This is a genomic window from Pantoea sp. GM_Pan_4, from assembly GCF_026541005.1.
In the GTDB taxonomy this organism is placed as follows: Bacteria; Pseudomonadota; Gammaproteobacteria; order Enterobacterales; family Enterobacteriaceae; genus Pantoea; species Pantoea dispersa.
Map to the genome: position 1 here is coordinate 74,076 of NZ_JALNUZ010000008.1, position 24,630 is coordinate 98,705.

Consider the following 24,630-nt stretch of genomic DNA (forward strand, 5'->3'; position numbering starts at 1 on the left):
GTGACGCTCAGGATTGCTGTTTTTCCGCATCGGTCAGGTAACGCACCTTTCGCGTGTAGTCCTGGCCTTTGAAGCTCAGCGGCTGGTGCGGATCCTGCAAATATTTTTGCCATTCACTTAAGGGAAAGCCGCCATGCGCGCCAATCACCTGCGGTGGAATCACGGCCGACTGACCACCAATGCGTTTCGACACCGGCCAGTTAGCCCATTCGCCCAGATTGACCGTGCGGACATCCAGCAGGTCGAGCAGGGCAGCGAGCGGTAGCTGATCGGTTGGCGGCTGGTCGTCGTTCATCAATTCCCAGGTATCATTAAATAACGTCAGCCACAGCGGACAAATACGCTGCCATGTGCGACGGGAGGCCGCCAGGTAGGCGCCATTCACGTGATCCTGCAAATAAGGGCGAACGGTGTGGTGGTAATAGGCCGGAATATGTTCTTCTGGTGCGCCGGCCAGTTTGGCGATCATCTTGCCCTGACGGAAGCTGCTATACAGATGATGCTCACGCATCGCAATATCCGGCGTTTTCAATAAATTGAGATCGGAATCGATCATCAATATACCTTCACCGGTCGCCTGCAAGGGGGCCTGAAGTTTTATCAGGCGGCTGCGGTAGATCTGTTTATAACGGTAGTTTTCTTCTCGAAACGGCACTTCCAGCGTCACCACGCGCACGCGTGCCGGCAGCGGCGGAAAAGCGCTGGAAGGCTGATCGCTGACGATGACAATTTCGCTGATGGTGTCGGCGCAGCGGCTGGCAAAATAAGCGCTGAGCACCGCTTCTTCAATGTAATCAGCGCCGGTACAGGGAATGACCACAGAACTGACGGCAATTGTGCCCTGCGCATCCGCCTGCGTGGCGGGAATGTTGTGGCGCGAGAGAATATAGCGACGGTGTTTATTTAAAAAATCAAACATGCTTTTTTCTCTCCATGACGTTTTCCAGAATGTTTTCCACGCCCGACACGTAATGTTCAATGCTGTAGCGCTCGCGCACCCGGGCGGCGGCGGCGGCGATTAAACGCTGACGCAGTACAGTATCCTGCCACAGCGCGCTAAGATGCTGACTAAGCTGTTGCGTATTGCCATAGTCAAACAGTAAACCGGTCTCGCGGTGTTGAATTAATTCCGACGTACCGACGACATTCGAACCTATCACCGCCGTATTCACCAGCATCGCTTCCAGCACCACGCGCGGCAGCCCTTCACTGGCTGAGGCGAGAATAAACGTATCGAATGCCGCCAGATAATCCAGCGCGTTATTTTGAAAGCCGGTAAAAATAACCTGCGCGGCAATCCCTTCTTTTTGTGCCAGCTGCTGTAAGTGCTGCTGCTCCGGGCCGGCACCGACGATCACCATTTTCCATTTAGCGGCAGGATGCGCGCGGCTGAATGCACCTAGCGCCTGCAAAATATGATGGTTGGATTTACGCGCAATCAGGGAACCGATGGAGCCGAAAATAAAGGTATCCGCGGGATAATCAAAGCGCTGACGCACCGCCTCACGCACCGGCAGCGGCTGATGAATATCGATAGCGTTGGATACGGTAAAGCAGCGCTGCGCATCAACACCGCTTTCGCTTAAGGTGCGGTGTACGCCCTGTGACACGGCAATCACCGCATCACAATGCCGATTAATCATGTTGACCAGCGCATTATTGAGTAACGGGTCAATGCGGCAGTGCTGAATTAACGCCACGTGAGTCTGTTCAGCGGCGAGATAGCCTTCAACGTTGGTGCTGGGCTGATTATTCATGTACAGCGCATCATAGCCACCGTCGCGTAAAATCGTCGCGATTTGGCGGGCGTTAGGCTGCATGCGCCACTGGCGATCGATGTGGTCGATGGCGCTTTTTTTCACCGCGCGGTTAAAAAACAGCAGGGTGCGCAGCAACTCTTTGGTGATTTTTGCCCAGAGCGGCTGGCGGCGCTGCGCAATAAATATCACCGGAATGCCGATCGCGTCTAATACCGAGGCAATGGTCTCCTGATTGCCACGCGCATAATTCTGATAAAAACAGCAGGTAATAGCGAAACGCTGGCGATCGATGCGCTTGAGTAATTCCAGCATGCTGTTGGTACCACCGCCCCATTCGCGCCCGGTATCCAGCAGCAGAATTTTCTTTCTGGTTGACGTCATCTGTTCCGATATCCTTGCGCGGAAAAGGTGTGGCGTTAAATAAGGCGCAGCACGCTGCGCCTGATAATCAGAATAGCTGTTTAAGCGACTGCACGAGTGGACTGCCGGTAATGCTCTCTGTCACCACCTCCACCGCACGACTCTGCGGTACGGCAGGCAGCGGCTGGCCCGGCTTACACACGCCAGGCGCACGGAATACCGGGGTACGCGGTTTCACCGGCGTGCTGGCCGGCGGCGTAGCGCCCTGGCGCAGCGGTTCGTTGAGCAACTGGCTGGGGCGGACCAGGGTGATATCGCCCGGTAGCGTCGGCAACATCTGCTGCAACACCCGTACCGTGGTGGGATGCGGATGGCCAATGGCGATAGCGTAGCCATCACGCTGTGCCAGCTTCACTGCGCGGGTGAACTGGGTGCGAATCGCCGCTTCATTCTGGCTGTCGTCGAGGAATACGCGCCGCTTCAGCACCTTAACCTGCGTGCCCTGCGCGGCCGGAACCGACTGGCTGTTGCCAATGGTCATGCTATCGAGGAAGTAGTAGTTGTAGTGATTGAGCACCTGCATCACTTTCTGCATGCCGGGCAGGCTGGAGGTCATTTTGCTGCCCATATGGTTGTTCAGGCCAACCGCATACGGCACTTTGTTGCTGGCTTCACGCACGATGCGCGCGATCTCTTCGCTGCTCATCTCCGGCGTCAGCGTGTCCTTCTCCAGCGGCTGTTTGCTCAGCGGCGCCATCGGTAGGTGAATCAGCACTTCATGACCGCCCTGATGCGCTTTGGTTGCCATATCACGCGCATGAGGCGCGTTGGGTAGCACCGCTACAGAAATCGCGGCAGGCATCTGCAGCACTTTATTCTCTTCAGCCGGGCGGTAGCCGAAGTCGTCAATGACGATAGCCAGTTTTCCCGCATGGGCGGCAAAGGTTAAAAACAGCCCGCACAGGGCGGCGCTAAGCTTTTGGGACTGAAACAACACTTATCTTCCTAACCACGGCAGTGGGTTGACGGCCTGTCCCTGACGACGAATTTCAAAGTAGAGCGAGGGCGTGCCGCGGCCGCCGCTGGTGCCCACGAGGGCGATAGGCTGTCCTGCCTTCACCTGCGCACCGACGCTCACCAACGCGCTCTGATTGTAGCCATAAAGGCTCATATCGCCTTTACCGTGTTCGACGACCACAACCAGGCCGTAGCCTTGCAGCCAGTCGGCCATCAGCACGCGACCATCAGCAATGGCTTTGACTTCAGTGCCTTCCGGCGCATCAATCACCAGACCTTTCCAGCGCAGTTCGCCCTGCATTGCTTCACCAAAGCGATGTTCAATGCGACCGCGCACTGGCCAGATGGCCTGTCCGCCCGGCCGGCCAAGGCCGCCGGTGCGCGCCATCAGCTCGCGCTCGCTTTGCGTAGGGGAATAGCTGGAGCCTTTGGCTTTTGCCTGGGCCTGACGCTGGCGCACTTTTTCCGCCTCGCGCGCTTCGCGTTGCGCCCGTTCGCGCGCCTCACGTTCGGCCTTGGCGATTTTGTCCTGCAGGCGGCTTTCGTTCTGACGCATCTCGACCAGATCGGCCTGGTCTTTCTCCAGCGCGCTCTCCAGTGCGGACAGCGTTTTCTTGCGTGCGGCGCTGGCGGTTTCCAGTTTGTTCTGTTGCGTCTGCTGCTGCGCTAACAGCGACTTTTGCTGCTCCTGCTTGCCCTGCAGCGCCTGACGCTGCTGCGCCAGTTCCTGCTGAGTCTGCTTAAGCTCATCGATATTTTTCTGCCGGGCGGCATTGAGGTAGCCAAAATAGGCCAGAATACGTTCGCTGCGCTGTGCTTCTTCACCGCCGAGCAGCAGCTGCACGCCGTTGTGCTGGCCCTGACGAAACGCGGCATCCAGCTGCTGCGCCAGCAGTTTTTCCTGCTGTGCCTGCTGCTTTTCCAGCCGGGCAATGGCGGCGGTGGTTTGGGCGATTTCGCCGTTCAGCGCGCTCAGGCTATTGCGGGTTTCACGCAGCTGGCGACTGGCCTGGGCAATCACTTTTTCCTGACTCTGCAGCTGATCGAGCAGCTTACTGCGCTGCAGCTTCTGCGCTTTAACGCTTTTCTCTTTTTCGGCGATGTCCTGCTGAATGGACTTTAGCTGCGTTTTGCTGTCATCGGCGCTATGCGCGGCGACGGGCAACAGCAACGCACCCGCACAAAGCAGGCTGAGGGAGATATCGGACCAGCGAAATGACAACGGAGATGCCGGGTCGTTGTAACGGGTCCTTGTGTGTGTAACGGTCGCTTTTCCCTTCATAGTCGATAATTATTCCACGATGAACAGCCGCTTACCAGTTATCCCGGCCGGGTTTTGCTTTACGAAAGATGTCGGCCACAGCTTACCGGGATAAAGATTGTCTCAATTTTGCGATTAGAACACTTTTTTTGGAAAATGACGCACAAATCGTAACTCTGCCCGCTTCGCGACTGTACATGCGAAGTGGCGCAGGTATACTCAGAACCCTTGTTTTAGCTTATTAGCCCCGGTCTGGAGTCGTTACCCCTCATGCAAGAAATTATGCAGTTTGCAAGCAATCACCCCATCCTTAGTCTGGCATGGGTCGCTTTACTTATTCTGGTGATTGTAACCACCGTTAAAGGCATGTTCTCTAAGGTAAAAACCATCAGCCGTGGTGAAGCAACCCACCTGATCAATAAAGAGGACGCGGTGGTGGTAGACGTTCGTTCACGCGACGACTATCGCAAAGGACACATTTCAGGGGCTATTAACGTCGCCGCAGCCGATATCAAAAAAGGCAGCTTCGGCGAGCTGGAAAAGCACAAGTCGCAGCCCATAATTGTGGTATGTGCCACCGGCCAGAGCGCCGCAGAACCGGCAGCTACCCTTAGCGCAGCGGGTTTTGACAAAGTGACCGTGCTGAAAGATGGTGTGAGCGGCTGGAGTGGCGAAAACCTGCCGCTGGTTCGCGGTAAATAACTTCCTGAGGTATCACCGCATGGCTAATGTTGAGATTTATACCAAAGTGACCTGTCCTTACTGCCACCGGGCGAAGGCGTTGCTGGATCAAAAAGGCGTGTCATACCAAGAGATTCCCATTGATGGGGACGCGGTAAAGCGCGAAGAGATGATCAAACGCAGCGGCCGCACCACGGTGCCACAGATCTTTATTGACGCGCAGCACATTGGCGGCTGTGACGATCTCTACGCGCTGGACGGGCGTCAGGGACTCGATCCCTTGCTCCGCGCATAACATTTTCGACCGACAATTTTCACTTAAAGGATTCAGTAACATGTCAGAGCATAGCAGCAACGAAATGCAGTTCCAGATTCAACGCGTTTACACCAAAGACGTCTCATTTGAAGCGCCAAACGCACCTCAGGTTTTCCAGAAAGAGTGGGAACCGGAAGTGAAGCTGGATCTGGACACCGCCTCTTCTCAGCTGGCGGATGAAGTGTATGAAGTCGTGCTGCGCGTTACTGTCACCGCCACCGTGGGCGAAGACACCGCGTTCCTGTGCGAAGTACAGCAGGCCGGTATCTTCACCATCAGCGGTATCGAAGGCACGCAGATGGCACATTGCCTCGGCGCTTACTGCCCGAACATTCTGTTCCCGTATGCGCGTGAATGTGTCACCAGCCTGGTGTCACGCGGTACCTTCCCTCAGCTCAATCTGGCGCCGGTCAACTTTGATGCGCTGTTCATGAATTATCTGCAGCAGCAGGGTGAAGGCGAAGCGCCACGTCAGGATGCCTGATGACTACACTCAACGCTTCGATTAGCGTCATCGGTGCCGGCTCGTACGGCACCGCACTGGCCATTATGCTGGCCCGTAATGGCCACCCGGTGCTGCTGTGGGGCCACAATCCGCAAAGCGTGGCGCAGCTGCAGGCTGACCGATGCAATACCGCTTTCCTGCCCGATGTTCCTTTCCCCGATAATCTCGTTCCTGAAGCCGATCTGGCCCGCGTCGTCAGCGCCAGCCGCGATCTGCTGGTGGTGGTGCCAAGCCATGTGTTCGGCGATGTGCTGATGCAGCTCAAACCGCTGCTGCGTGCCGACTCACGCATTGTCTGGGCGACCAAAGGACTGGAAAAAGAGACCGGACGGCTGCTGCAGGATGTGGCGCGTGAAATCCTCGGCGACAGCATTCCGCTGGCGGTGATTTCCGGCCCGACCTTTGCCAAAGAGCTGGCGGCCGGTTTGCCGACGGCGATTGCGCTGGCGGCCACTGACGCGCAGTTTGCCGACGATCTGCAGCAAAAGCTGCACTGCGGCAAAAGCTTCCGCGTTTACAACAATCCGGACTTCATCGGCGTGCAGCTGGGCGGCGCAGTGAAAAACGTCATTGCGATTGGTGCCGGGATCTCCGACGGCATTGGCTTTGGCGCCAACGCGCGTACGGCACTCATCACCCGCGGTCTGGCGGAGATGAGCCGTCTCGGTGCTGCGCTGGGTGCCGATCCGACGACCTTTATGGGCATGGCGGGTCTTGGCGATCTGGTGCTGACCTGTACTGATAATCAGTCGCGCAACCGCCGTTTCGGCATGATGCTGGGGCAGGGCGAAAGCGTGGATGAGGCGCAACGCATTATCGGACAAGTTGTAGAAGGCTACAGAAACACGAAAGAAGTCAAAGCGTTAGCTGCGCATGTGGGCGTGGAAATGCCAATAACCGAGCAAATTTATCAGGTATTATATTGCGAAAAATCGGCGCGAGAGGCAGCATTGAGCCTGCTTGGTCGTACAAGGAAGGACGAGAACAGCCAAAGCTAAAGCAGGATGCTTAAGCATTATCACCTGTAGCGCCTAATCGGGCGCTTTTTTATCGGGAGCAAACAGCAATGTCGTCTGAAGAGTTAGAACTGGTCTGGAACCATATCAAAGCCGAAGCCAGAGCGCTGGCCGATTGTGAACCGATGCTGGCCAGTTTTTACCATGCGACCTTGCTCAAGCACGAAAATCTTGGCAGCGCGCTCAGCTACATGCTGGCTAACAAGCTCGCTAACCCGATCATGCCCGCTATTGCCATACGCGAAATTGTTGAAGAAGCCTATCGTCAGGATCCTGAGATGATTGTCTCGGCCGCGTACGATATTCAGGCGGTGCGTCAGCGCGATCCGGCGGTCGACAAATATTCCACGCCGTTACTCTATCTGAAAGGTTTCCACGCGCTGCAGGCGTACCGTATTGGCCACTGGCTGTGGAAAGAGGGACGGCGCGCGCTGGCGGTGTATCTGCAAAACGAAATCTCGGTCTCATTCGCCGTGGATATTCATCCGGCGGCGCGCATCGGGCGTGGCATCATGCTGGATCACGCCACCGGCATCGTGATTGGTGAAACGGCTGTGGTGGAAAATGACGTCTCCATTCTGCAGTCGGTCACGCTGGGCGGTACCGGTAAAACCAGCGGCGATCGCCATCCGAAGATCCGTGAAGGGGTGATGATTGGCGCGGGGGCCAAAATCCTTGGCAATATTGAAGTCGGGCGCGGTGCCAAAATCGGCGCCGGTTCGGTGGTCTTGCAGCCGGTGCCGCCCCATACCACGGCAGCCGGCGTGCCGGCGCGTATTGTCGGCAAACCAGCCAGTGACAAACCGTCGATGGATATGGATCAGCACTTCACCGGCGCCGGGTTTGAGTACGGCGACGGCATCTAGCCTTTGATCAACGCGCCCGCATAATCCAGCTGGCGCCACGCCTCATACACCACCACTGAAACCGCATTCGACAGGTTCATGCTGCGGCTCTCCGCGCGCATCGGAATGCGGATCTTTTGTTCTGCCGGCAACGCATTAAGAATTTCTGGCGGTAAGCCACGGCTCTCCGGGCCAAACAGCAGATAGTCGCCCGGCTGATAGCTGACGGCGCTGTGCGCCGGTGTGCCTTTGGTGGTCAGCGCGAATAAGCGCTGTGGCGCTTCCGCCGCCAGAAAAGCGGCATAGCTGGCGTGCTTTTTCAGCGCGGTATATTCATGGTAATCCAGTCCGGCGCGGCGCAGGCGTTTATCATCCCAGGCGAAGCCTAACGGCTCAATCAGGTGCAGCTGAAAGCCGGTATTGGCGCACAGGCGGATGATGTTGCCGGTATTTGGCGGGATTTCAGGTTCAAATAAGACGATGTTTAGCATAAGGCCCCCGGAAACGAGGGCCGCAGCATAGCAAATTATTGCCGGGCGGAGTACAGCGGCAGCCACAGCGTCAGGCGCAGACCGCCTAACGGGCTGTCATCGGCTTTCACCCAGCCGCGGTGCTGTTGCACGGCGGTTTCGACAATCGCCAGCCCGAGCCCGGTGCCGCCGGATTCACGGTCACGCGCTTCATCGGTGCGGTAGAACGGACGGAAAATCTGCTCGCGATCTTCCGGGCTGACGCCGGGACCGTCGTCGTCCACGTGCACGGTAATGCCCTGAATATCCACCGCAAAGCTAACGCTGATGTGCGTGTGTGAATAGCGCAGCGCGTTACGCACAATGTTCTCCAGCGCGCTTTCCAGCGCATGCGGGTTGCCGTACAGCGGCCATGGACCGGGCGGATAGGGCACGTCCATGGTTTTACCCATCTGCTCCGCTTCGAATTTGGCATCTTCCAGCACGCCATTCCACAGCTGGTTGGCCTTCATCGCTTCGCTCACCAGCGCGTTCTTGTGCTGGGTGCGCGACAGTACCAGCAAGTCGTTGATCATGCCGTCCAGACGCTGCGCTTCGGTCTCAATGCGCTCCAGCTCTTTGCCTTCGCCATGACGCCGGCGCAGTAGCGCCGTCGCCAGCTGCAGACGCGTCAGCGGCGTGCGTAATTCATGGCTGATATCCGACAGCAGACGCTGCTGTGCCGTCATCATGCGTTCGAGCGCGCTCACCATCTGGTTGAAACTGGAGCCGGCAGCGAGAAATTCCTGCGGGCCCGATTCCAGTTCCGGATGCTGACGCAAATTTCCGCTAGCCACTTCATCCGCGGCATGTTTTAGTTTGCGTGCCGGACGCGCCAGGCTCCACGCCAGCCACAGCAGCAGCGGTGAGCTGATTAACATCGTGACGATGAGCAGCAGCAGAGGACGGTCAAACAGCAGGTTGACGAAATCGAGCTGGGAACTGGTGGCGGGACGGATCAGATACAGCTGGTAATTGTCTTCGCCGTCGCGCACCGCGAAGGGACCGACCATCTCGACGCGGCCATACTTTTTCTTCTGCGGATGATCGGCATTATCAGACTGGCCGATAAAGTTGCGGATCACCTGCATTTCATTGTGCTGCGCACCGATCACCCGTCCTTCGCTGGTCACCAGCAGCAGGCGCTGACCGGGCGGTGCCCATTTGTCGATGGCGCGAAACAGCCGGCGCCACCACATCAGGTCGTTGGGCGGATCCTGTGACAGCTCCGCCTCAACGTGTTGCTCAATCATGGTACCCTGGCGCTGTTCGCTCTCCATCAGTGAGGTCATCTGGCGCGAATCGAGTTTGGGCACCATCAGTACCAGCATCAACACCAGCGCCAGGGTGAGCCAGAAGATGGCGAAGATGCGGGTAGTCAAACTTCCAATCATGATGCCGAAACCATCAGATAGCCGCGTCCGCGCAGAGTTTTGAACCACGGATGACCATCACGACGTTCCGGCAGCTTACGACGCAGGTTAGAGATGTGCATATCAATAGCGCGGTCAAACGGCGTCAGGCGCTTGCCCAGCACTTCCTGGCTGAGATGCTCGCGTGACACCACCTGGCCAAGATGCTGCGCCAGTAAGTAGAGCAGGGTGAACTCGGTGCCGGTGAGATCCAGCGTTTCGCTGTCGAAGCTGGCTTCCTGACGGCCCGGATTCAGGCGCAGGCAATCCACTTCCAGCGTCGGTGAGCTGTTATCGTGCTGTTGCTGCTGTTCGCTCCAGTTGGAACGGCGCAGAATCGCACGGATACGCGCCACCAGTTCGCGATCGTTGAACGGCTTTGGCAGATAGTCATCCGCGCCCAGTTCCAGGCCCAGAACGCGGTCCAGCTCGCTACCGCGGGCGGTCAGCATGATGACAGGGGTTTGATGTTGCTGGCGTAGCTCTTTTAACGTGTCGATACCGTTCTTCTTCGGCATCATGACATCGAGCAAAAGCAGGTCGACGGTGTTGTCCAGCAGATTGAGCGCCTGCTCGCCATCGCTGGCGACAATCACCTCAAAACCTTCCATTTCAAGCAGTTCTTTAAGCAGCGAAGTCAATTCGCGGTCGTCATCAACCAACAGGATTTTATTCATTTTTTGTTGCCCTCCGCAGGCAAAATACCGTGTTCCTATAGTGGCAATCCAACGCTTTACGTAGTTTTACACCCCCTGACGGATGTTTGCAGCTGTCGCCGTACACTAGCTCTCGTTGAATCGCAAAACGGAACGAACCGGGAGTAAACGATGCGCTACTTAACCGCCGTCGTCTTTGCCTCAGCGATGGTTCTCAGTCACGCCAGCGCAGAAGCAGCAGACACGACGACGATTGACGAGATGCATCATAACGGCGGATTGACGACAGGCAGTATGACGCAAAATCCGCAAAGCCACATGTTCGATGGCATTGAGCTGACTGAACAACAGCGGCAACAGATGCGCGACCTGATGCAGCAAGCGCGCCATGAACGCCCGGTGTTAAGCGTTCAGGACATAGAAACTATGCATGACCTTGTCATTGCAGACAAATTTAACGAATCGGCTATCCGCCAGCAGGCAGAGAAACAGGCCCGCGAGCAGGTAGAACTGCAAATCGAGATGGCCCGGGTTCGTAATCAGATGTATCACCTGCTAACGCCTGCACAGCAAGCGACATTGCAGAAGAATTTTGAGCGGCGCCTGAATGAAGCGCGTCGGCTCTCCGGATTGCAGCCATCATCACCGCTGCAAGCAGTGAGTAGTACCAGCAGTAACCAGTAACATAGTATCCCTGTTTTCCTTGCCATAGACACCATCCCTGTCTTCCCCGCCATGATGGCGGGGTTTTTTTTGCCCTGAATTCGCGGGCAAATTGCATCCGTTTCGCTATCCTGTCACGCAGTCTGCACGGTACGGTGATAAACTTGAGCCATTTTCCACTGCATGGCGTGCTGCAGCGCCTGACGAGGCAAGGCATGGAACCTTCCTACGCAAAACTGGTAAACCGCGCGGCGCTGGCGGCGACCACGCTGGCAACGCTGTTGCTGATCGTGAAAATTTTCGCCTGGTGGTACACCGGTTCGGTCAGCGTGCTGGCGGCGCTGGTGGATTCGCTGGTCGATATCGCCGCGTCACTGACCAATCTGCTGGTGGTGCGCTATTCATTGCAGCCTGCCGATGACGATCACACCTTTGGTCATGGCAAAGCGGAATCGCTGGCGGCACTGGCGCAAAGCATGTTTATCTCCGGATCGGCGCTGTTTTTGTTTCTTACCGGGCTGCAGCATCTGGCCACGCCGGAAACGCTGCGTGCGCCGCTGGTGGGTATAATAGTGACGCTGATCGCCCTCAGCTCCACGCTGGTGCTGGTCGCTTTCCAACGCTGGGTGGTGCGGCGTACCCGCAGCCAGGCGATTCGCGCGGACATGCTGCATTATCAGTCGGATGTGGTGATGAACGGCGCGATTCTGGTGGCGCTGGGCTTAAGCAGTTATGGTTTCAAGCGTGCGGATGCGCTGTTTGCGCTCGGCATCGGCGTATATATCCTCTATAACGCGCTGCGCATGGGCTATGAAGCGGTGCAGTCGCTGCTGGATCGTGCGTTGCCGGAGCAGGAAAAACAGGCGATTATCGCGCTGGTAAGCCACTGGCCCGGCGTACGCGGTGCCCATGCGTTACGTACGCGGCAGTCTGGCCCGACGCGGTTTATTCAGCTTCATCTGGAGATGGACGATCATCTCCCGCTGGTGCAGGCGCATCAGGTGGCCGATCAAATTGAGCAGGCATTACGGCAAAAATTTCCCGGCTCAGATGTGATTATTCATCAGGACCCCTGTTCTGTCGTGCCGCAAAATCAGCAGGGTTTTTTTCAGTTTTAGCCGTTATAAAACATAGTATTGCGTGAAAAAAATGACGTAACGCTAACAACTCTGTAAAAAATTAGCGAAAACTTGTCTGACCTGAATCAATTCAGCATCAAGCCTTTGATATACTATCTGCAACTATTAAGCCGTGCGATCGCGAGCTGGTCCACACCGGTCGAAAGGCAGGAATAATCCTTAGTTTTGAACAATCCAGAGGTTGTCATGATCAAAAAAATCGGAGTACTGACCAGCGGCGGCGACGCCCCAGGCATGAACGCAGCCATTCGCGGAGTTGTCCGTTCCGCGCTGAGTGAAGGCCTTGAAGTTTTTGGTATTTATGACGGCTATCTGGGTTTGTACGAAGACCGCATGATCAACCTCGACCGCTACAGCGTGTCGGACATGATTAACCGCGGCGGCACCTTCCTCGGCTCGGCGCGTTTCCCGGAGTTCCGCAACGAAGAAGTGCGTCAGGTCGCGATCGAAAACATGAAAAAGCGCGGCATTGATGCGCTGGTGGTGATTGGCGGTGACGGTTCTTACATGGGTGCTAAGCGCCTGACTGAGATGGGCTTCCCGTGCATTGGCTTGCCGGGCACCATCGATAACGACGTCGCCGGTACCGATTACACCATCGGTTATTTCACCGCGCTGGAAACCGTAGTTGAAGCGATTGACCGTCTGCGCGATACCTCTTCTTCGCATCAGCGTATCTCCATCGTAGAAGTGATGGGCCGCTACTGCGGTGACCTGACCTTAGCGGCGGCCATCGCCGGTGGCTGTGAGTTCATCGTGCTGCCTGAAATCCCTTACACGCGCGAAGAGCTGGTGGCAGAAATCCAGGCTGGCATTGCGAAAGGTAAAAAACACGCCATCGTGGCGATCACCGAACACATCTGTGACATCGACGATCTGGCGCACTTTATTGAAGCGGAAACCAAGCGTGAAACCCGTGCCACCGTGCTCGGCCACATCCAGCGTGGCGGTGCGCCATGCGCTTACGACCGCATTCTGGCATCACGCATGGGCGCTTATTCAATTGAGCTGCTGCTGCAGGGCTACGGCGGTCGCTGCGTGGGGATTCAGAACGAGAAGATGGTTCATCATGACATCATTGACGCTATCGAAAACATGAAGCGTCCGTTCAAGCGCGACTGGCTGGATACCGCGAAAAAACTCTACTAATCAACGATAAATCGGGCGCGATCGCTTTCGCGCCCTTTTTTATGCCTTGCTATATTCTCCATAGTTATAACAGCTTATTTTTAATTCTTTAATCCATGGATTGCTTTGTGTCAGTCTTGTTCTATAACGACCTCGGGAGAGCAAGCAATGAACAAGTGGAGTATTGGTGTCACCCTGTTACTGGCTTCAACCAGTGTTCTGGCAAAGGATATTCAGCTGTTAAACGTCTCTTACGATCCAACCCGTGAGCTGTACGAGCAGTACAACAAAGCATTTAGCGCGCACTATAAGCAGGAAACCGGCGATAACGTGGTGATCCGCCAGTCGCACGGCGGTTCGGGTAAGCAGGCGACGTCCGTGATCAATGGCATCCGCGCGGATGTGGTTACGCTGGCGCTGCAGTCCGACGTGGATGCTATTGCTGACCGTGGTCGTATCGATAAAAACTGGATCAAGCGTCTGCCGGATAACTCGGCACCTTATACTTCCACCATCGTGTTCCTGGTACGCAAAGGCAATCCTAAAGGCATTCATGACTGGCCGGATCTGATTAAGCCAGGCGTTTCCGTAATCACGCCAAACCCGAAAACTTCCGGCGGCGCACGCTGGAACTATCTGGCGGCCTGGGGCTGGGCGCTGGACCAGAACCACGGTGACCAGGCCAAAGCGCTGGCTTACGTCCGGGCGCTGTTCAAAAACGTTGAAGTGCAGGATTCCGGTGCACGTGGCGCGACCAACACCTTCGTTGAGCGCGGTATCGGTGATGTGCTGATTGCATGGGAAAACGAAGCCTATCTGGCCGTCGATAAGCTGGGCAAAGACAAGTTTGAAATCGTTACGCCGAGCGAATCGATCCTCGCCGAACCGACGGTCTCCGTGGTCGATAAAGTGGTGGATGAGCAGGGCACGCGTAAGGTGGCGGAAGAGTATCTGAAATATCTCTACTCACCGGAAGGCCAGACCATCGCGGCGCAAAACTTCTATCGCCCGCGCGATCCTGAGGTGGCGAAGAAGTTTGCCAGCAGCTTCGCGCCGGTTAAGCTGTTCACCATCGATGACAAGTTTGGCGGCTGGAGCAAAGCGCAGAAAGCACACTTTGCCGACGGCGGCAGCTACGATCAGGTCATGAAACCGTAACCGCGTTTTCATCATGACGAAACGGTCAGCCCTGCGCTGGCCGTTTTGCTTTACGGCGCGGAAAAAGCCGTGACTTTTCGCTGGCGACAGGTGAGGATGCTGGCAGCTCATCACTGAGGATCTGGCCATGCAGGCGCGCCGCCGTAGTGTTACGTTGCTGATTATCGCGTTCATCCTTCTGATTGCCGGGCTGATCGCCGGTGCGCTGCATTTGCATAAAAACGCCGACGCGCTGTGGCAGATTGTCAGCGAAAAGTGCGTACCGGACATGACGCAACGCGGTAATCCTGCCCCCTGTCAGCAGGTCAATCTGGCGCAGGGTTACGTTACGCTCAAAGATCTGAATGGCCCGCTGCAATATCTGCTGATGCCGATAGCAAAAATCACCGGCATGGAGAGCCCAATCCTTCTCGAACCCACTACGCCGAACCTGTTTGCTGCCGCCTGGCAGCAGCGCCGCCTGCTGGCGCAGAAGCGCGGTGCGCCTGTCGACGACCGCGTGCTGTCGCTGGCCATCAACGCGCAGTATGGTCGTACGCAGAATCAGCTGCACATTCATATCTCCTGCCTGCGACCGGATGTGCGTCAGCAGCTGGATACGCTGGCACCGAAGCTGAATGCGCAGTGGCAGACGGCAACGCTGCTGCGGCATACCTGGCTGATTCGCACGCTGAGCACCGCCGAACTGGCGCAGCAGAGCGTGTTTATCCGGCTTGCAGAGGAGGTGCCGCATGCGCGCGGTGAGATGGGCAAATACGGGCTGGCGCTGGCCCAACTGCCGGATGGACGCCTGGCGCTGCTGGCGCTGGAGCGCAACTGGCTCAAGCTGAATCGCGGTTCGGCGGAAGAACTGCAGGATCACCAGTGCCGTTTGCTGGAGTGAGTGGCATCGCGACTGCTCAGGCAATAAAAAAGGCGGCTTATCAGCCGCCTTTTTCTGCGTGAGAAACTTACGCGTTTTTGGCTGCTGCAGCGGCTTTGACGATCACCGCGAAAGCGTCGGCCTTCAGTGACGCACCGCCCACCAGCGCGCCGTCGATGTCCGGCTGAGTGAACAGTTCTGCGGCGTTTTTGTCGTTAACCGAACCGCCGTACTGAATGATTACCTGCTCAGCGATAGCGGCATCTTTCTTCGCGATGTGGTCGCGAATGAATTTGTGTACTGCCTGCGCCTGCGCTGGGGTCGCTGATTTGCCGGTACCGATGGCCCAGACTGGCTCATAGGCGATAACCGCGCCTTCGAAGGCCGCTGCGCCCTGAGTTTCCAGCACGGCGTCGATCTGACGTGCGCACACTTCTTCAGTTTTGCCGGCTTCGTTCTCGGCTTCGGTCTCACCGATGCACAGCACTGGTACCAGGCCTGCGGCCTTCAGCACGGCGAATTTCTTCGCGATGAACTCGTCGCTCTCTTTATGGTAGGTGCGGCGCTCAGAGTGGCCGATGATGATGTATTTCGCGCCGATGTCTTTCAGCATCTCGGCAGAGGTTTCACCGGTGAAAGCGCCAGACAGGTTCACGTCAACGTTCTGCGCACCCAGCGCAATGTGGCTGCCGGAAATGGCGTGTTTGGCCTGATCCAGATAGATCGCCGGCGGAGCAATCGCCACACCGCAGCCTTCCACACCGGACAGCTCTTTGCGCAGGCCTTCAATCAGCTCGCCCGCCATGTGCTTGCTGCCATTCAGTTTCCAGTTACCCATAACCAGTGGATGTCGCATTCTTTCCTCCGCATAACGCGATTCATGAAATAGCGCTGCCATCGGGGCAGCGATGTCTGCCAGACAGTATAGAGATCAAATGGGGCGCTGGCTTTGCTTTTCGTCATTTTTGCCGGGGAGATCAGGGGCTAGCGAGCGCCAGTTTAATGGGCTCAACGGCGAAGGTCAGCCCCTTGTCGCCGTTGTCTGCGACCACAAAGCGCAGTGCACCTTCGGTGCGGGAAAAATAGCGTGCACCCTTGCCGGCGCTGAGCAGGCCGTCGAGCTTCTTGTGTCCCTCTTCCGCTGACAAACCGGGCACAAAAAAGCGCAGTAGCGCAGTCATGTAATCCATGGCGCGTGTCTGTGCCGCTTTCATATCCGGGCCCGGCACCGGCAGCCAAGTAATCTGCAGCGTTTTAATCTTGCCGGTGCCCTGTTCCAGCGCGGTAGAGGCATACAGCGTTTCGCTGATTTTGCTGGCGGCACGTGTCAGGTGGCTCTTGTCATCGCGGTTATCGATGGCGCGATACTCCTGCAGCGGCAGGTCAGGATTGGCAGCGTTGTACTTTTCGCGGAACTGCGCGATGGTCATATCAAAGGTGGGCGCACCCGCCAGCAGATACGGCGCCGCAGGCAGGTGATCGTTGCGATCCTGCGCGGGCGCGTCCTCCGCCCAGGCGGGAAATGTCAGTGCGATGCTGAGCAGCAGCGCGACTGGCAGATTCTTCATTGCTTCGGCCCTAAATCATTCACTTAGCCCACGATTAGAACGGTTTTTACCGCTGAAAGTCAAAACCCGCGCCGGGAAAAATCTGACATTTTGCTGCCAGCGCGATTACCAGTAATGCTCGCTGGTCATGTGACCGGGTTTACGTTTGAAATGCTTGCGCATATCGCGGGTCTCTTTCAGCAATTGCTGGGTATCGCGCACCATCTGCGGGTTACCGCACAGCATCACGTGGCTGGTGTCGGCGAGCATCGGCAGGCCCACGGCGTTTTCCAGTTCTCCGCTCTCGATCAGCTGCGGTACGCGGCCATGCAGTGAACCGGGCATCTGCTCGCGGCTGACCACCGTCTGAATGTGCAGCTTGCCCTGATAACGCTGCTGCAGTTGCTGCATCAGCGGCAGAAAACTCAGGTCGGCGGCATAGCGCGCAGCGTGTACCAGCACAATGTTGTCGAAGCGCTCCAGCCCTTCGCCCTGTTGCAAAATCGACAGATACGGGCCGATCGCCGTGCCGGTCGCCAGCATCCACAGCGTCTGGCAGTCGGGGATCTCATCCAGCACAAAGAAACCGGCCGCCTCTTTGGTCACCATCACCTGATCGCCGGGCTGCAGCGCCTGCAAACGCGGGCTGAGCTTCCCTTCCGGCACCGTTACCAGATAGAACTCCAGCAGCGGATCCTGCGGCGCATTAACGTAGGAGTAGGCGCGCTGCACGCGCTCGCCGTCGACTTCCAGCGCCAGCTTGGCAAACTGGCCGGCGGTAAAAGGGTCGATGGGCGCCGTGACGCGCAGGCTGAACAGTGCATCGGTCCAGTTTTTCACTTCTTTAACTTCTGCATTGACCCACTCTGCCATGTTCGCTCCTGATGATTGATAATTGGTCTCTTTCTATCTTCGTCAGCCCGGCACCAGATTTCCAGCCCCGCAGCGGGCAAAGGGCTCTCTGCGACAAATCGTCCGCACACATCAGCAACTGTAGCGGCCACGTTACAGCCTGGTACAGAAGCTTGACGATGTCTGAGCTATCGCTTTACGCCCGCCTCTCGCTTTGTGCGCAATTCCTGATATTTTTGCCGCCATAACTCTCCGGCAGCCCTGTTTAGTGCTGTCATTACTTTGTTTCTCAGGCAGACATTTTGTTCCATGATGATGAGTAATACGCAAAACCGCTTCATGCTGTTCATGCTGATTGTGCTGGTGGCGGTGGGACAGATGGCGCAGACCATCTATGTGCCCGCCATGGCGAACATGGCAGAGGCGCTTAACGTGCGCAGCGGCGCCATGCAGCAGGTGATGGCGGCCTATCTGATGACCTACGGCGGATCGCAGCTGATCTACGGGCCGCTGTCGGACAGTATTGGCCGGCGTCCGGTGATCCTCTCGGGAATGTCGATCTTCGCGGCGGGCGCGCTGATCGCCCTGTTTGCGCCGTCGCTGAGTGTGCTGGTGCTGGGCAGTGCGGTGCAGGGACTGGGTACCGGCGTGGCTGGCGTGATGGCGCGCACCATGCCGCGCGATCTTTACTCCGGCATTGCGCTGCGCCAGGCCAACAGCCTGCTCAACATGGGCATTCTGGTCAGCCCGCTGCTGGCGCCGGTAATCGGCGCGCTGCTGACCCATCTGTTTGGCTGGCACGCCTGCTTTGCTTTCCTGCTGCTGCTGTGTGTTGGCGTAACGGCGGCAATGGCCCGCTGGCTCCCGGAGACCCGTCCGGTGGATGCGCCCGCGACACCGTTTCTGCGCCGCTACATCACGCTGCTCAGCGACGGCAACTTTGTGCGCTATCTGCTACTGCTGATCGGCGCGCTGGCGGGCATTGCGGTATTTGAGGCCAGCTGTGGCGTACTGATGGCGGGCGTGCTGGGGCTGGACGGGCTGACGGTGAGTATTTTGTTCATCCTGCCGATTCCGGCGGCCTTTTTCGGCGCCTGGTTTGCCGGCCGCGAGCAGAAATCCTGGCATACGCTGATGTGGTATGGCGTGAACAGCTGCCTGCTGGCGGGCCTGCTGATGTGGCTGCCGGCGTGGTTTGGCGTGATGACTATCTGGACGCTGCTGGTACCGGCCGCGCTGTTCTTCTTCGGCGCGGGCATGCTGTTTCCGCTGGCAACTTCTGGCGCGATGGAGCCCTACGCGTGGCTGGCCGGCAGTGCCGGTGCGCTGATTGGGGGGCTGCAGAATCTGGGTTCCGGCGTGGTGGCGTGGCTCTCAGCGCTGCTGCCGCAGCACGATCAGTCGAGCCTCGGCATGCTGATGTTTGTGACGTCGCTGGTGATGCTGCTGTGCTGGTGGCCGCTCTCGCGTCATCCGGAGAGCGGCAAACAGACGGTTACAGGATAAAAGGGTGCAGCGCCGCGTCTTTGCGGTCCAGATAGTGGATCGACTGAATGCGGCGAATGGTGCGCGATTTACCGCGCACCAGCAGCGTTTCGCTGGTGGCGATATTGCCCTGGCGCGTGATGCCCTTTAGCAGATCGCCCGTGGTGATGCCGGTCGCCGCGAAAATCACGTTATCGTTACGCGCCATCTGTTGCAGCGTCAGCACTTCCCCGGCGTTGATACCCATTTCGGCACAGCGCGCCAGCTCCTGCTCACCCAGACGGCGGTTTTCGGCCGAATCTCCTTTGACCTGATGACGAGCCAGCAGGCGCGCCTGCATGTCGCCATCCATGGCGCGGATCACCGCCGCCGACACCACGCCTTCTGGCGCACCGCCGATGCCATACAGCACGTCCACTTCGCTGTCCGGCATACAGGTAAGAATCGAGGCCGCCACGTCGCCGTCCGGGAAAGCAAACACGCGCACGCCCAGCTGCTGCAGCTGCGCGATGACCGCATCGTGACGCGGTTTGGCGAGAATCGACACCGTCAGCTGGCTGAGCGGTTTATTGAGCGCCTGCGCAATCGCCTGCAGATTGGTGGCGAGCGGCAGGTTGAGATCGATAGCGCCGCGCGCGCCCGGACCGACAATCAGCTTTTCCATATACATATCAGGTGCGTGCAGGAAGCTGCCTTTATCGCCCACCGCCAGCACCGCCAGCGCGTTGGCCTGGCCCATCGCAGTCATACGCGTGCCTTCGATAGGATCAACTGCAATGTCCACCGCATCGCCGTGGCCGGTACCGACTTTTTCACCAATGTAGAGCATCGGTGCTTCGTCTATTTCGCCTTCGCCAATCACGATCTGGCCGTCGATATTGATGGTGTTGAGCATAATGCGCATGGCGTTGACGGCGGCGCCGTCGGCGGCATTCTTGTCGCCGCGTCCTAACCAGTGATAGCCCGCTAACGCAGCGGCTTCGGTCACACGGGAAAATTCAATCGCGAGTTCTCGTTTCATGGTCTGCACCTGACAAAAAACAGGCGGGCAGTGTAGCACAGCGGGGCAGGGGGACGTGAAAAACCCGCGGCAGGGCGCCGCGGGTCAGCACAGTGTTACTCTTCTTCTTCCCACGCCTGGGCGCGCGCCACGGCTTTTTTCCAGCCGGCATAGCGCACGTTGCGTTCGGTGGTTTCAATGCTTGGACGGAACTCGCGTTCCACCACAGCTTTAGCACGAACTTCTTCCAGATCGTTCCAGAAGCCGACCGCCAGACCGGCGAGGTAAGCCGCACCCAGCGCAGTCACTTCGCGCACTTCCGGACGCTCCACGCGCGTGCCGAGAATATCGGACTGGAACTGCATCAGGAAGTTGTTGGCCACCGCACCGCCATCCACGCGCAGCGACTGCAGGCGGGTATCGGCATCGTTCTGCATCGCTTCCAGCACATCACGCGTCTGGTAAGCGATGGACTCCAGCGTGGCGCGAATGATGTGGTTGGCATTGGCACCACGGGTCAGGCCGAAGATTGCGCCGCGCGCATACGGGTCCCAGTACGGTGCGCCGAGACCGGTAAAGGCCGGCACCATGTACACGCCATTGGTGTCTTTGACTTTCATCGCGAAGTATTCGGAGTCGCCCGCATCGCTGATCAGCTTCATCTCATCGCGCAGCCACTGAATGGACGCACCACCGATGAACACGGCACCTTCCAGCGCGTAGTTCACCTCGCCGCGTGGACCGCAGGCGATGGTGGTCAGCAGACCGTGAGTAGAAGTAACCGCTTCGGTACCGGTGTTCATCAGCATAAAGCAGCCGGTGCCGTAGGTGTTTTTCGCCATACCAGGCTGCACACACAGCTGACCATACAGCGCAGCCTGCTGGTCACCGGCGATACCGGCGATAGGAATACGCGTGCCGCCCTTACCACCAATGTTGGTCTGGCCGTAGATTTCGGACGATCCTTTCACTTCCGGCAGCATTTCACGCGGAATATCCAGAATCTCCAGCATGCGCGCATCCCACTCCAGCTTGTGGATGTTGTACATCATGGTACGCGATGCGTTGGTGTGATCGGTGATGTGCACGCGGCCCTGGGTCATTTTCCACACCAGCCAGGTGTCGACGGTACCGAACAGCAGTTCGCCGCGTTTCGCCCGCTCGCGTGCGCCTTCCACGTGGTCGAGAATCCATTTCACCTTGGTGCCGGAGAAGTACGGGTTAATCACCAGACCGGTGGTGTGCTGGATGTACTCTTCCAGACCCTCTTTCTTCAGCTTGTTACAGTAGTCGGCGGTACGTGGATCCTGCCAGACGATGGCGTTGTAAATTGGTTTGCCGGTCTCTTTGTCCCAGACAATCGCGGTTTCACGCTGGTTGGTGATACCGATGGCGGCGATCTGGTCAGAACGGATATCAGCGTGCGCCAGCACTTCCACCAGCGTGGAGCTCTGCGAGGCCCAGATGTCCATCGGATCGTGTTCAACCCAGCCGGCTTTCGGGTAGATCTGGGTGAATTCGCGCTGTGAGACGGCGACGATGTTGGCGTCATGATCGAGCACCACGGCACGTGAGCTGGTTGTGCCCTGATCGAGCGCGACAATATATTTTTTATCAGTCGTAGTCATTATGGTTTCCTGATGATTAACGATGAAACTTACGCTTTACGCTGCTCAGCGCGCGCGACCGGTTTTTCTGTTTTACTGGTTTCTGCAAGGTTGCCCGGCAGGTGACGGCCAATCAGCGCACGATAACCAAAGGCACCGAGGCAGGCTCCGACCAGCGGGCCAAAAATTGGCACCAGGAAGTAAGGAATATCTTTACCACCGGTGAACGCCACGTTACCCCAGCCCGCGAAGAAGGCGAACAGCTTCGGACCGAAGTCACGCGCCGGGTTCAGGGCGAAGCCGGTCAGCGGACCCATGGAACCGCCAATCACCGCCACCAGCAGACCAATCAGCAGCGGCGCCAGCGGGCCACGCGGTACGCCGTTGCCGTCGTCGGTCAGCGCCATGATCACCGCCATCAGCACGGCGGTAATTACCATTTCCACCAGGAACGCCTGCGCCACGGTGATGTGCGGGTTCGGATAGGTGGAGAAGATACCGGCCAGATCGAGGCTCTGCACGCTGCCGCGTACCATCTGGTGGCTGGCTTCGTAATCAAAGAACAGATTGTAGTAAAGACCGTAGACCAGCGCCGCCGCACAGAACGCGCCAGCGATTTGCGACACAATATAAGGTAAAACTTTGCGGCCTTCGAAGTTGGCGAACAGGCACAGGGCAACCGTGACTGCCGGATTGAGGTGAGCGCCGGATACGCCTGCGCTCAGATAAACCGCCATGGAGACAGCAAGACCCCAGATGATACAAATTTCCCACTGGCCGAATGCGGCACCGGCCAGCTTCAGCGCCGCCACACAGCCGGCACCAAAAAAGATGATCAAACCGGTACCGAGGAACTCGGCGATGCACTGACCTTTGAGTGTGTTCGTTGTCTGACTCATAATGGAATTCCTGAAGCGAGGTTAAATTTTATCAGTTTTTGTTCTCAATCCTTGAGTCGCCCAGCTCTAATGTAGGGTTGATGTGAATTTATCGTTAACGAGCATAAACGAGAAATAGCGAAATCGAATTTTGTGTGCCGTGTCATAAAAATGCGCGTTTTCGCGTCTTTTGCCTGTGTTTAGGGCCAAAAACCCCCGCTGCGCTGCACCCTGCGCGTGTGACCGCGCGCAAAATGCGCGAAGTTGCGCGTTTTCCAGGTATAAACTGAAAAGTGTTACAGACTTCCCTCGCAGGCCTTGTGCTGCTGGACTTGCCGGGTGTGGCTACATACAATCGGGACATCGTGGCTGGACGCACTATTTTAAGGCACGCCCGGTCTATCAACGCCTTGCACGATTTAGGAGAGGTCAGAAAGATGTCATTTGAAGTATTCGAGAAACTGGAAGCGAAAGTACAGCAGGCGATTGATACCATCACCCTGCTGCAGATGGAAATTGAAGAGCTGAAAGAGCAGAACAATAACCTGAAAAATGAAATGAGCCAGGCATCCGGCAATCACGAAGCGCTGGCGCGTGAAAATCAGCACCTGAAAGAAGAGCAGCATGTATGGCAGGAGCGCCTGCGTGCACTGCTGGGAAAAATGGAAGAAGTTTAAGCCTCAGCGCTTAAACCAACGGGTGCCGCGGCACCCGTTTTTGTTTGTCGCTTACTCGATGTCGAGCGCGTCTTCAGACAGGATCATACCGGTGTTGTCGGCGTAGAGATGATCGCCGGAGAAGAAGGTGACGCCGCCGAAGTTAACCCGCACGTCGCTCTCGCCGATGCCTTCGCCTGCAGCGCCAGCCGGAATGGCTGCAATCGCCTGAATGCCGATCTCCAGCTCTTCCAGTTCATCGACCTGGCGAACCGAGCCGTACACCACGATGCCTTCCCACTCGTTTTGCGCCGCCAGTCTTGCTAACTGAGCGTCAACCAGCGCGCGCCGCACTGAGCCGCCGCCATCGACCAGCAGCACGCGACCGCGACCGTTCTCTTCGAGCAGGTCATACAGCAGGCCGTTGTCTTCGAAACATTTCACTGTGGTAATTTGACCACCGAATGAGGTGCGCCCACCAAAGTTCGAAAAAAGCGGTTCAACAACGTTCACTTCTTCATGGTAGATGTCGCAGAGTTCAGATGTATCGTATTTCATAGGGATGTCGTCTGTTTGCCACAGGAGCGGTAAGTATATCGCTATCTGACGATTGTTGGCAAAATCATCAACCGCCAAAAAAAGCGCTGCATCAATATCCTGCGTAATATTTTGTCTGCGGCGGAGAGAACAGCGGCGCGTGGCAATAGCGCCGCAGGGGAAGCGTTACACGGCGGGCTTCTTGAAGGCCTGTTTGTGCGAGATACGGGAAATCAGCTCGGTCAGCGACAGCACCATGGTGGATCGCACCATCTGCAGGTAGCGCTGCTGCTGCATGGCGCGCAGCGCGGCGTCGTCGCGGGTGAAATCGGGTTGCGGCGGCCAGGCCAGCACGCAGTGCAGTTCGCCGAACGGGCCGAGTATTTCATCGTCGGTAAAGCGGTAGTCGCTGGTGTCGTGATTCAGCTCCTCACGCAGCGCCAGCAGCAGCTCGCAGTCTTCGTATTCGTGGCGATTGATCACCCCCAGGCCGTAGATAAGCTTCAGGCGTACCGAGAGCTCGCCCAGCGGGCCGTCGCCCAGCAGCAGCGGTTCCACCGCATATTTCACCGCGTAGTCATCTTTGCGAAAGACCTGCAGCACCAGCAGATTGACTGCTTCCGCCAGCAGTTCGACAGCGGCGATCAGGAAGCTTCTCACCGAACGACCGGCGTTCAGCCGCTCAAGCACCCGGTTTTCAAAAGCCTGCTTCTCTTCCATTATTGCCTGCATCATTCAGCTACCGTCGACGGGCACGCGGCTGCCGTGCCCGAATTGACC

Annotated in this window: 27 protein-coding genes; 12 read left to right on the plus strand and 15 right to left on the minus strand. The window is 57.4% G+C overall.

All coding sequences use genetic code 11. The annotated features are described in order from the left end of the window. Positions 1–7: 7 nt before the first annotated feature. The 4 genes from OXR61_RS16380 to envC all read right to left on the minus strand — a co-directional run bounded on the left by OXR61_RS16380 (position 8) and on the right by envC (position 4,419). Positions 8–919: a hypothetical protein gene (locus OXR61_RS16380; RefSeq protein ID WP_021507059.1), complete on the minus strand. Its 912-nt coding sequence runs from the start codon at positions 917–919 to the stop codon at positions 8–10. Continuing rightward, positions 912–2,141, minus strand: coding sequence for a glycosyltransferase (locus OXR61_RS16385; protein WP_021507058.1), 1,230 nt, complete (start codon positions 2,139–2,141; stop codon positions 912–914). The genes OXR61_RS16380 and OXR61_RS16385 overlap by 8 nt, the downstream gene beginning before the upstream one ends. Positions 2,142–2,208: 67 nt before the next feature. Next, positions 2,209–3,114 (minus strand): divergent polysaccharide deacetylase family protein, encoded by a 906-nt coding sequence (locus OXR61_RS16390; protein WP_031279627.1) that lies wholly within the window; start codon positions 3,112–3,114, stop codon positions 2,209–2,211. A 3-nt stretch (positions 3,115–3,117) separates the two neighbouring features. Continuing rightward, positions 3,118–4,419, minus strand: a complete 1,302-nt coding sequence (envC, locus tag OXR61_RS16395) for a murein hydrolase activator EnvC (RefSeq protein WP_031279626.1) — start codon at positions 4,417–4,419, stop codon at positions 3,118–3,120. A gap of 249 nt (positions 4,420–4,668) precedes the next feature. Between envC and OXR61_RS16400 the strand changes: the two genes are divergently transcribed. The 5 genes from OXR61_RS16400 (at position 4,669) to cysE (ending at position 7,782) form a co-directional block, all read left to right on the plus strand. Next, complete coding sequence (locus OXR61_RS16400; protein WP_021507055.1) at positions 4,669–5,100, plus strand: rhodanese-like domain-containing protein; 432 nt, start codon at positions 4,669–4,671, stop codon at positions 5,098–5,100. Between the two features lie 19 nt (positions 5,101–5,119). Then, entirely contained in the window at positions 5,120–5,374 is a 255-nt protein-coding gene (grxC, locus tag OXR61_RS16405) for a glutaredoxin 3 (RefSeq protein ID WP_010616518.1), read from the plus strand. Positions 5,375–5,414: 40 nt separating this feature from the next. After that, positions 5,415–5,879, plus strand: coding sequence for a protein-export chaperone SecB (secB, locus tag OXR61_RS16410; protein ID WP_021507054.1), 465 nt, complete (start codon positions 5,415–5,417; stop codon positions 5,877–5,879). Continuing rightward, positions 5,879–6,898, plus strand: a complete 1,020-nt coding sequence (gene gpsA / locus OXR61_RS16415; RefSeq protein WP_267412409.1) for an NAD(P)H-dependent glycerol-3-phosphate dehydrogenase — start codon at positions 5,879–5,881, stop codon at positions 6,896–6,898. Before secB ends, gpsA begins: the two co-directional genes overlap by 1 nt. Positions 6,899–6,966: 68 nt before the next feature. Next, the gene (gene cysE / locus OXR61_RS16420; protein ID WP_021507052.1) at positions 6,967–7,782 is read left to right on the plus strand and encodes a serine O-acetyltransferase; all 816 of its coding nucleotides are present in this window, start codon (positions 6,967–6,969) and stop codon (positions 7,780–7,782) included. Here cysE and trmL read toward each other — a convergent pair. The 3 genes from trmL to cpxR are packed head-to-tail and all read right to left on the minus strand — an operon-like array spanning position 7,779 to position 10,359. Further along, entirely contained in the window at positions 7,779–8,252 is a 474-nt protein-coding gene (trmL, locus tag OXR61_RS16425; RefSeq protein WP_021507051.1) for a tRNA (uridine(34)/cytosine(34)/5-carboxymethylaminomethyluridine(34)-2'-O)-methyltransferase TrmL, read from the minus strand. The two genes, cysE and trmL, sit on opposite strands and share 4 nt — an antisense overlap. 35 nt (positions 8,253–8,287) lie before the next feature. Further along, positions 8,288–9,664, minus strand: coding sequence for an envelope stress sensor histidine kinase CpxA (cpxA, locus tag OXR61_RS16430; RefSeq protein ID WP_031279625.1), 1,377 nt, complete (start codon positions 9,662–9,664; stop codon positions 8,288–8,290). After that, positions 9,661–10,359 carry an envelope stress response regulator transcription factor CpxR gene (gene cpxR / locus OXR61_RS16435; protein WP_007885339.1) on the minus strand — a complete coding sequence of 233 codons (699 nt, stop codon included), beginning with the start codon at positions 10,357–10,359 and terminating at the stop codon, positions 9,661–9,663. The genes cpxA and cpxR overlap by 4 nt, the downstream gene beginning before the upstream one ends. A gap of 150 nt (positions 10,360–10,509) precedes the next feature. Here cpxR and cpxP point away from each other — a divergent pair, with 150 nt between their 5' ends. The 5 genes from cpxP to OXR61_RS16460 all read left to right on the plus strand — a co-directional run bounded on the left by cpxP (position 10,510) and on the right by OXR61_RS16460 (position 15,309). After that, positions 10,510–11,022: a cell-envelope stress modulator CpxP gene (cpxP, locus tag OXR61_RS16440; RefSeq protein ID WP_021507049.1), complete on the plus strand. Its 513-nt coding sequence runs from the start codon at positions 10,510–10,512 to the stop codon at positions 11,020–11,022. 194 nt (positions 11,023–11,216) lie between these two features. Continuing rightward, positions 11,217–12,119, plus strand: a complete 903-nt coding sequence (gene fieF / locus OXR61_RS16445; RefSeq protein ID WP_021507048.1) for a CDF family cation-efflux transporter FieF — start codon at positions 11,217–11,219, stop codon at positions 12,117–12,119. Between the two features lie 207 nt (positions 12,120–12,326). Further along, on the plus strand, positions 12,327–13,289 hold the full coding sequence (pfkA, locus tag OXR61_RS16450) for a 6-phosphofructokinase (protein ID WP_021507047.1): 963 nt from the start codon (positions 12,327–12,329) through the stop codon (positions 13,287–13,289). 147 nt (positions 13,290–13,436) lie between these two features. Beyond that, a complete protein-coding gene (locus tag OXR61_RS16455) occupies positions 13,437–14,426 on the plus strand; it encodes a sulfate ABC transporter substrate-binding protein (RefSeq protein ID WP_021507046.1) in 990 nt (329 codons plus the stop codon). A gap of 127 nt (positions 14,427–14,553) precedes the next feature. Further along, complete coding sequence (locus OXR61_RS16460; RefSeq protein WP_021507045.1) at positions 14,554–15,309, plus strand: CDP-diacylglycerol diphosphatase; 756 nt, start codon at positions 14,554–14,556, stop codon at positions 15,307–15,309. A gap of 67 nt (positions 15,310–15,376) precedes the next feature. Here the strand turns inward: OXR61_RS16460 and tpiA are convergent, their stop codons facing one another. From tpiA to fpr, 3 genes are all read right to left on the minus strand, one after another. Beyond that, complete coding sequence (gene tpiA, locus OXR61_RS16465; protein WP_031279624.1) at positions 15,377–16,144, minus strand: triose-phosphate isomerase; 768 nt, start codon at positions 16,142–16,144, stop codon at positions 15,377–15,379. A gap of 121 nt (positions 16,145–16,265) precedes the next feature. Further along, entirely contained in the window at positions 16,266–16,856 is a 591-nt protein-coding gene (locus OXR61_RS16470; RefSeq protein WP_021507044.1) for a YiiQ family protein, read from the minus strand. A gap of 105 nt (positions 16,857–16,961) precedes the next feature. Further along, positions 16,962–17,708: a ferredoxin--NADP(+) reductase gene (gene fpr / locus OXR61_RS16475; protein WP_021507043.1), complete on the minus strand. Its 747-nt coding sequence runs from the start codon at positions 17,706–17,708 to the stop codon at positions 16,962–16,964. A 291-nt stretch (positions 17,709–17,999) separates the two neighbouring features. On the opposite strand from fpr, the gene emrD reads away from it, so the two are divergent. Beyond that, the gene (emrD, locus tag OXR61_RS16480) at positions 18,000–19,193 is read left to right on the plus strand and encodes a multidrug efflux MFS transporter EmrD (RefSeq protein WP_276591603.1); all 1,194 of its coding nucleotides are present in this window, start codon (positions 18,000–18,002) and stop codon (positions 19,191–19,193) included. On the opposite strand, the gene glpX is transcribed toward emrD, so the two are convergent. From glpX to OXR61_RS16495, 3 genes are all read right to left on the minus strand, one after another. After that, positions 19,183–20,193 (minus strand): class II fructose-bisphosphatase, encoded by a 1,011-nt coding sequence (gene glpX / locus OXR61_RS16485; protein WP_021507041.1) that lies wholly within the window; start codon positions 20,191–20,193, stop codon positions 19,183–19,185. The two genes, emrD and glpX, sit on opposite strands and share 11 nt — an antisense overlap. 95 nt (positions 20,194–20,288) lie before the next feature. Further along, positions 20,289–21,800 (minus strand): glycerol kinase GlpK, encoded by a 1,512-nt coding sequence (gene glpK / locus OXR61_RS16490; protein WP_021507040.1) that lies wholly within the window; start codon positions 21,798–21,800, stop codon positions 20,289–20,291. 29 nt (positions 21,801–21,829) lie between these two features. Next, positions 21,830–22,678, minus strand: a complete 849-nt coding sequence (locus tag OXR61_RS16495) for an MIP/aquaporin family protein (protein WP_021507039.1) — start codon at positions 22,676–22,678, stop codon at positions 21,830–21,832. A 416-nt stretch (positions 22,679–23,094) separates the two neighbouring features. Between OXR61_RS16495 and zapB the strand changes: the two genes are divergently transcribed. Beyond that, positions 23,095–23,334: a cell division protein ZapB gene (gene zapB, locus OXR61_RS16500; RefSeq protein ID WP_021507038.1), complete on the plus strand. Its 240-nt coding sequence runs from the start codon at positions 23,095–23,097 to the stop codon at positions 23,332–23,334. Positions 23,335–23,385: 51 nt separating this feature from the next. Here the strand turns inward: zapB and rraA are convergent, their stop codons facing one another. Then, a complete protein-coding gene (rraA, locus tag OXR61_RS16505; RefSeq protein ID WP_021507037.1) occupies positions 23,386–23,871 on the minus strand; it encodes a ribonuclease E activity regulator RraA in 486 nt (161 codons plus the stop codon). Positions 23,872–24,036: 165 nt separating this feature from the next. Next, complete coding sequence (gene mtlR, locus OXR61_RS16510) at positions 24,037–24,585, minus strand: mannitol operon repressor MtlR (protein ID WP_193717991.1); 549 nt, start codon at positions 24,583–24,585, stop codon at positions 24,037–24,039. Between the last annotated feature and the right edge of the window lie 45 nt (positions 24,586–24,630).

Coding starts and splice junctions, on each gene's coding strand:
- OXR61_RS16380 (WP_021507059.1), bottom strand. CDS start 919: ATGTTTGATTTTTTAAATAAACACCGTCGCTATATTCTCTCGCGCCAC.
- OXR61_RS16385 (WP_021507058.1), bottom strand. CDS start 2,141: ATGACGTCAACCAGAAAGAAAATTCTGCTGCTGGATACCGGGCGCGAA.
- envC (WP_031279626.1), bottom strand. CDS start 4,419: ATGAAGGGAAAAGCGACCGTTACACACACAAGGACCCGTTACAACGAC.
- OXR61_RS16400 (WP_021507055.1), top strand. CDS start 4,669: ATGCAAGAAATTATGCAGTTTGCAAGCAATCACCCCATCCTTAGTCTG.
- grxC (WP_010616518.1), top strand. CDS start 5,120: ATGGCTAATGTTGAGATTTATACCAAAGTGACCTGTCCTTACTGCCAC.
- secB (WP_021507054.1), top strand. CDS start 5,415: ATGTCAGAGCATAGCAGCAACGAAATGCAGTTCCAGATTCAACGCGTT.
- gpsA (WP_267412409.1), top strand. CDS start 5,879: ATGACTACACTCAACGCTTCGATTAGCGTCATCGGTGCCGGCTCGTAC.
- cysE (WP_021507052.1), top strand. CDS start 6,967: ATGTCGTCTGAAGAGTTAGAACTGGTCTGGAACCATATCAAAGCCGAA.
- trmL (WP_021507051.1), bottom strand. CDS start 8,252: ATGCTAAACATCGTCTTATTTGAACCTGAAATCCCGCCAAATACCGGC.
- cpxA (WP_031279625.1), bottom strand. CDS start 9,664: ATGATTGGAAGTTTGACTACCCGCATCTTCGCCATCTTCTGGCTCACC.
- cpxR (WP_007885339.1), bottom strand. CDS start 10,359: ATGAATAAAATCCTGTTGGTTGATGACGACCGCGAATTGACTTCGCTG.
- cpxP (WP_021507049.1), top strand. CDS start 10,510: ATGCGCTACTTAACCGCCGTCGTCTTTGCCTCAGCGATGGTTCTCAGT.
- fieF (WP_021507048.1), top strand. CDS start 11,217: ATGGAACCTTCCTACGCAAAACTGGTAAACCGCGCGGCGCTGGCGGCG.
- pfkA (WP_021507047.1), top strand. CDS start 12,327: ATGATCAAAAAAATCGGAGTACTGACCAGCGGCGGCGACGCCCCAGGC.
- OXR61_RS16455 (WP_021507046.1), top strand. CDS start 13,437: ATGAACAAGTGGAGTATTGGTGTCACCCTGTTACTGGCTTCAACCAGT.
- OXR61_RS16460 (WP_021507045.1), top strand. CDS start 14,554: ATGCAGGCGCGCCGCCGTAGTGTTACGTTGCTGATTATCGCGTTCATC.
- tpiA (WP_031279624.1), bottom strand. CDS start 16,144: ATGCGACATCCACTGGTTATGGGTAACTGGAAACTGAATGGCAGCAAG.
- OXR61_RS16470 (WP_021507044.1), bottom strand. CDS start 16,856: ATGAAGAATCTGCCAGTCGCGCTGCTGCTCAGCATCGCACTGACATTT.
- fpr (WP_021507043.1), bottom strand. CDS start 17,708: ATGGCAGAGTGGGTCAATGCAGAAGTTAAAGAAGTGAAAAACTGGACC.
- emrD (WP_276591603.1), top strand. CDS start 18,000: ATGATGAGTAATACGCAAAACCGCTTCATGCTGTTCATGCTGATTGTG.
- glpX (WP_021507041.1), bottom strand. CDS start 20,193: ATGAAACGAGAACTCGCGATTGAATTTTCCCGTGTGACCGAAGCCGCT.
- glpK (WP_021507040.1), bottom strand. CDS start 21,800: ATGACTACGACTGATAAAAAATATATTGTCGCGCTCGATCAGGGCACA.
- OXR61_RS16495 (WP_021507039.1), bottom strand. CDS start 22,678: ATGAGTCAGACAACGAACACACTCAAAGGTCAGTGCATCGCCGAGTTC.
- zapB (WP_021507038.1), top strand. CDS start 23,095: ATGTCATTTGAAGTATTCGAGAAACTGGAAGCGAAAGTACAGCAGGCG.
- rraA (WP_021507037.1), bottom strand. CDS start 23,871: ATGAAATACGATACATCTGAACTCTGCGACATCTACCATGAAGAAGTG.
- mtlR (WP_193717991.1), bottom strand. CDS start 24,585: ATGATGCAGGCAATAATGGAAGAGAAGCAGGCTTTTGAAAACCGGGTG.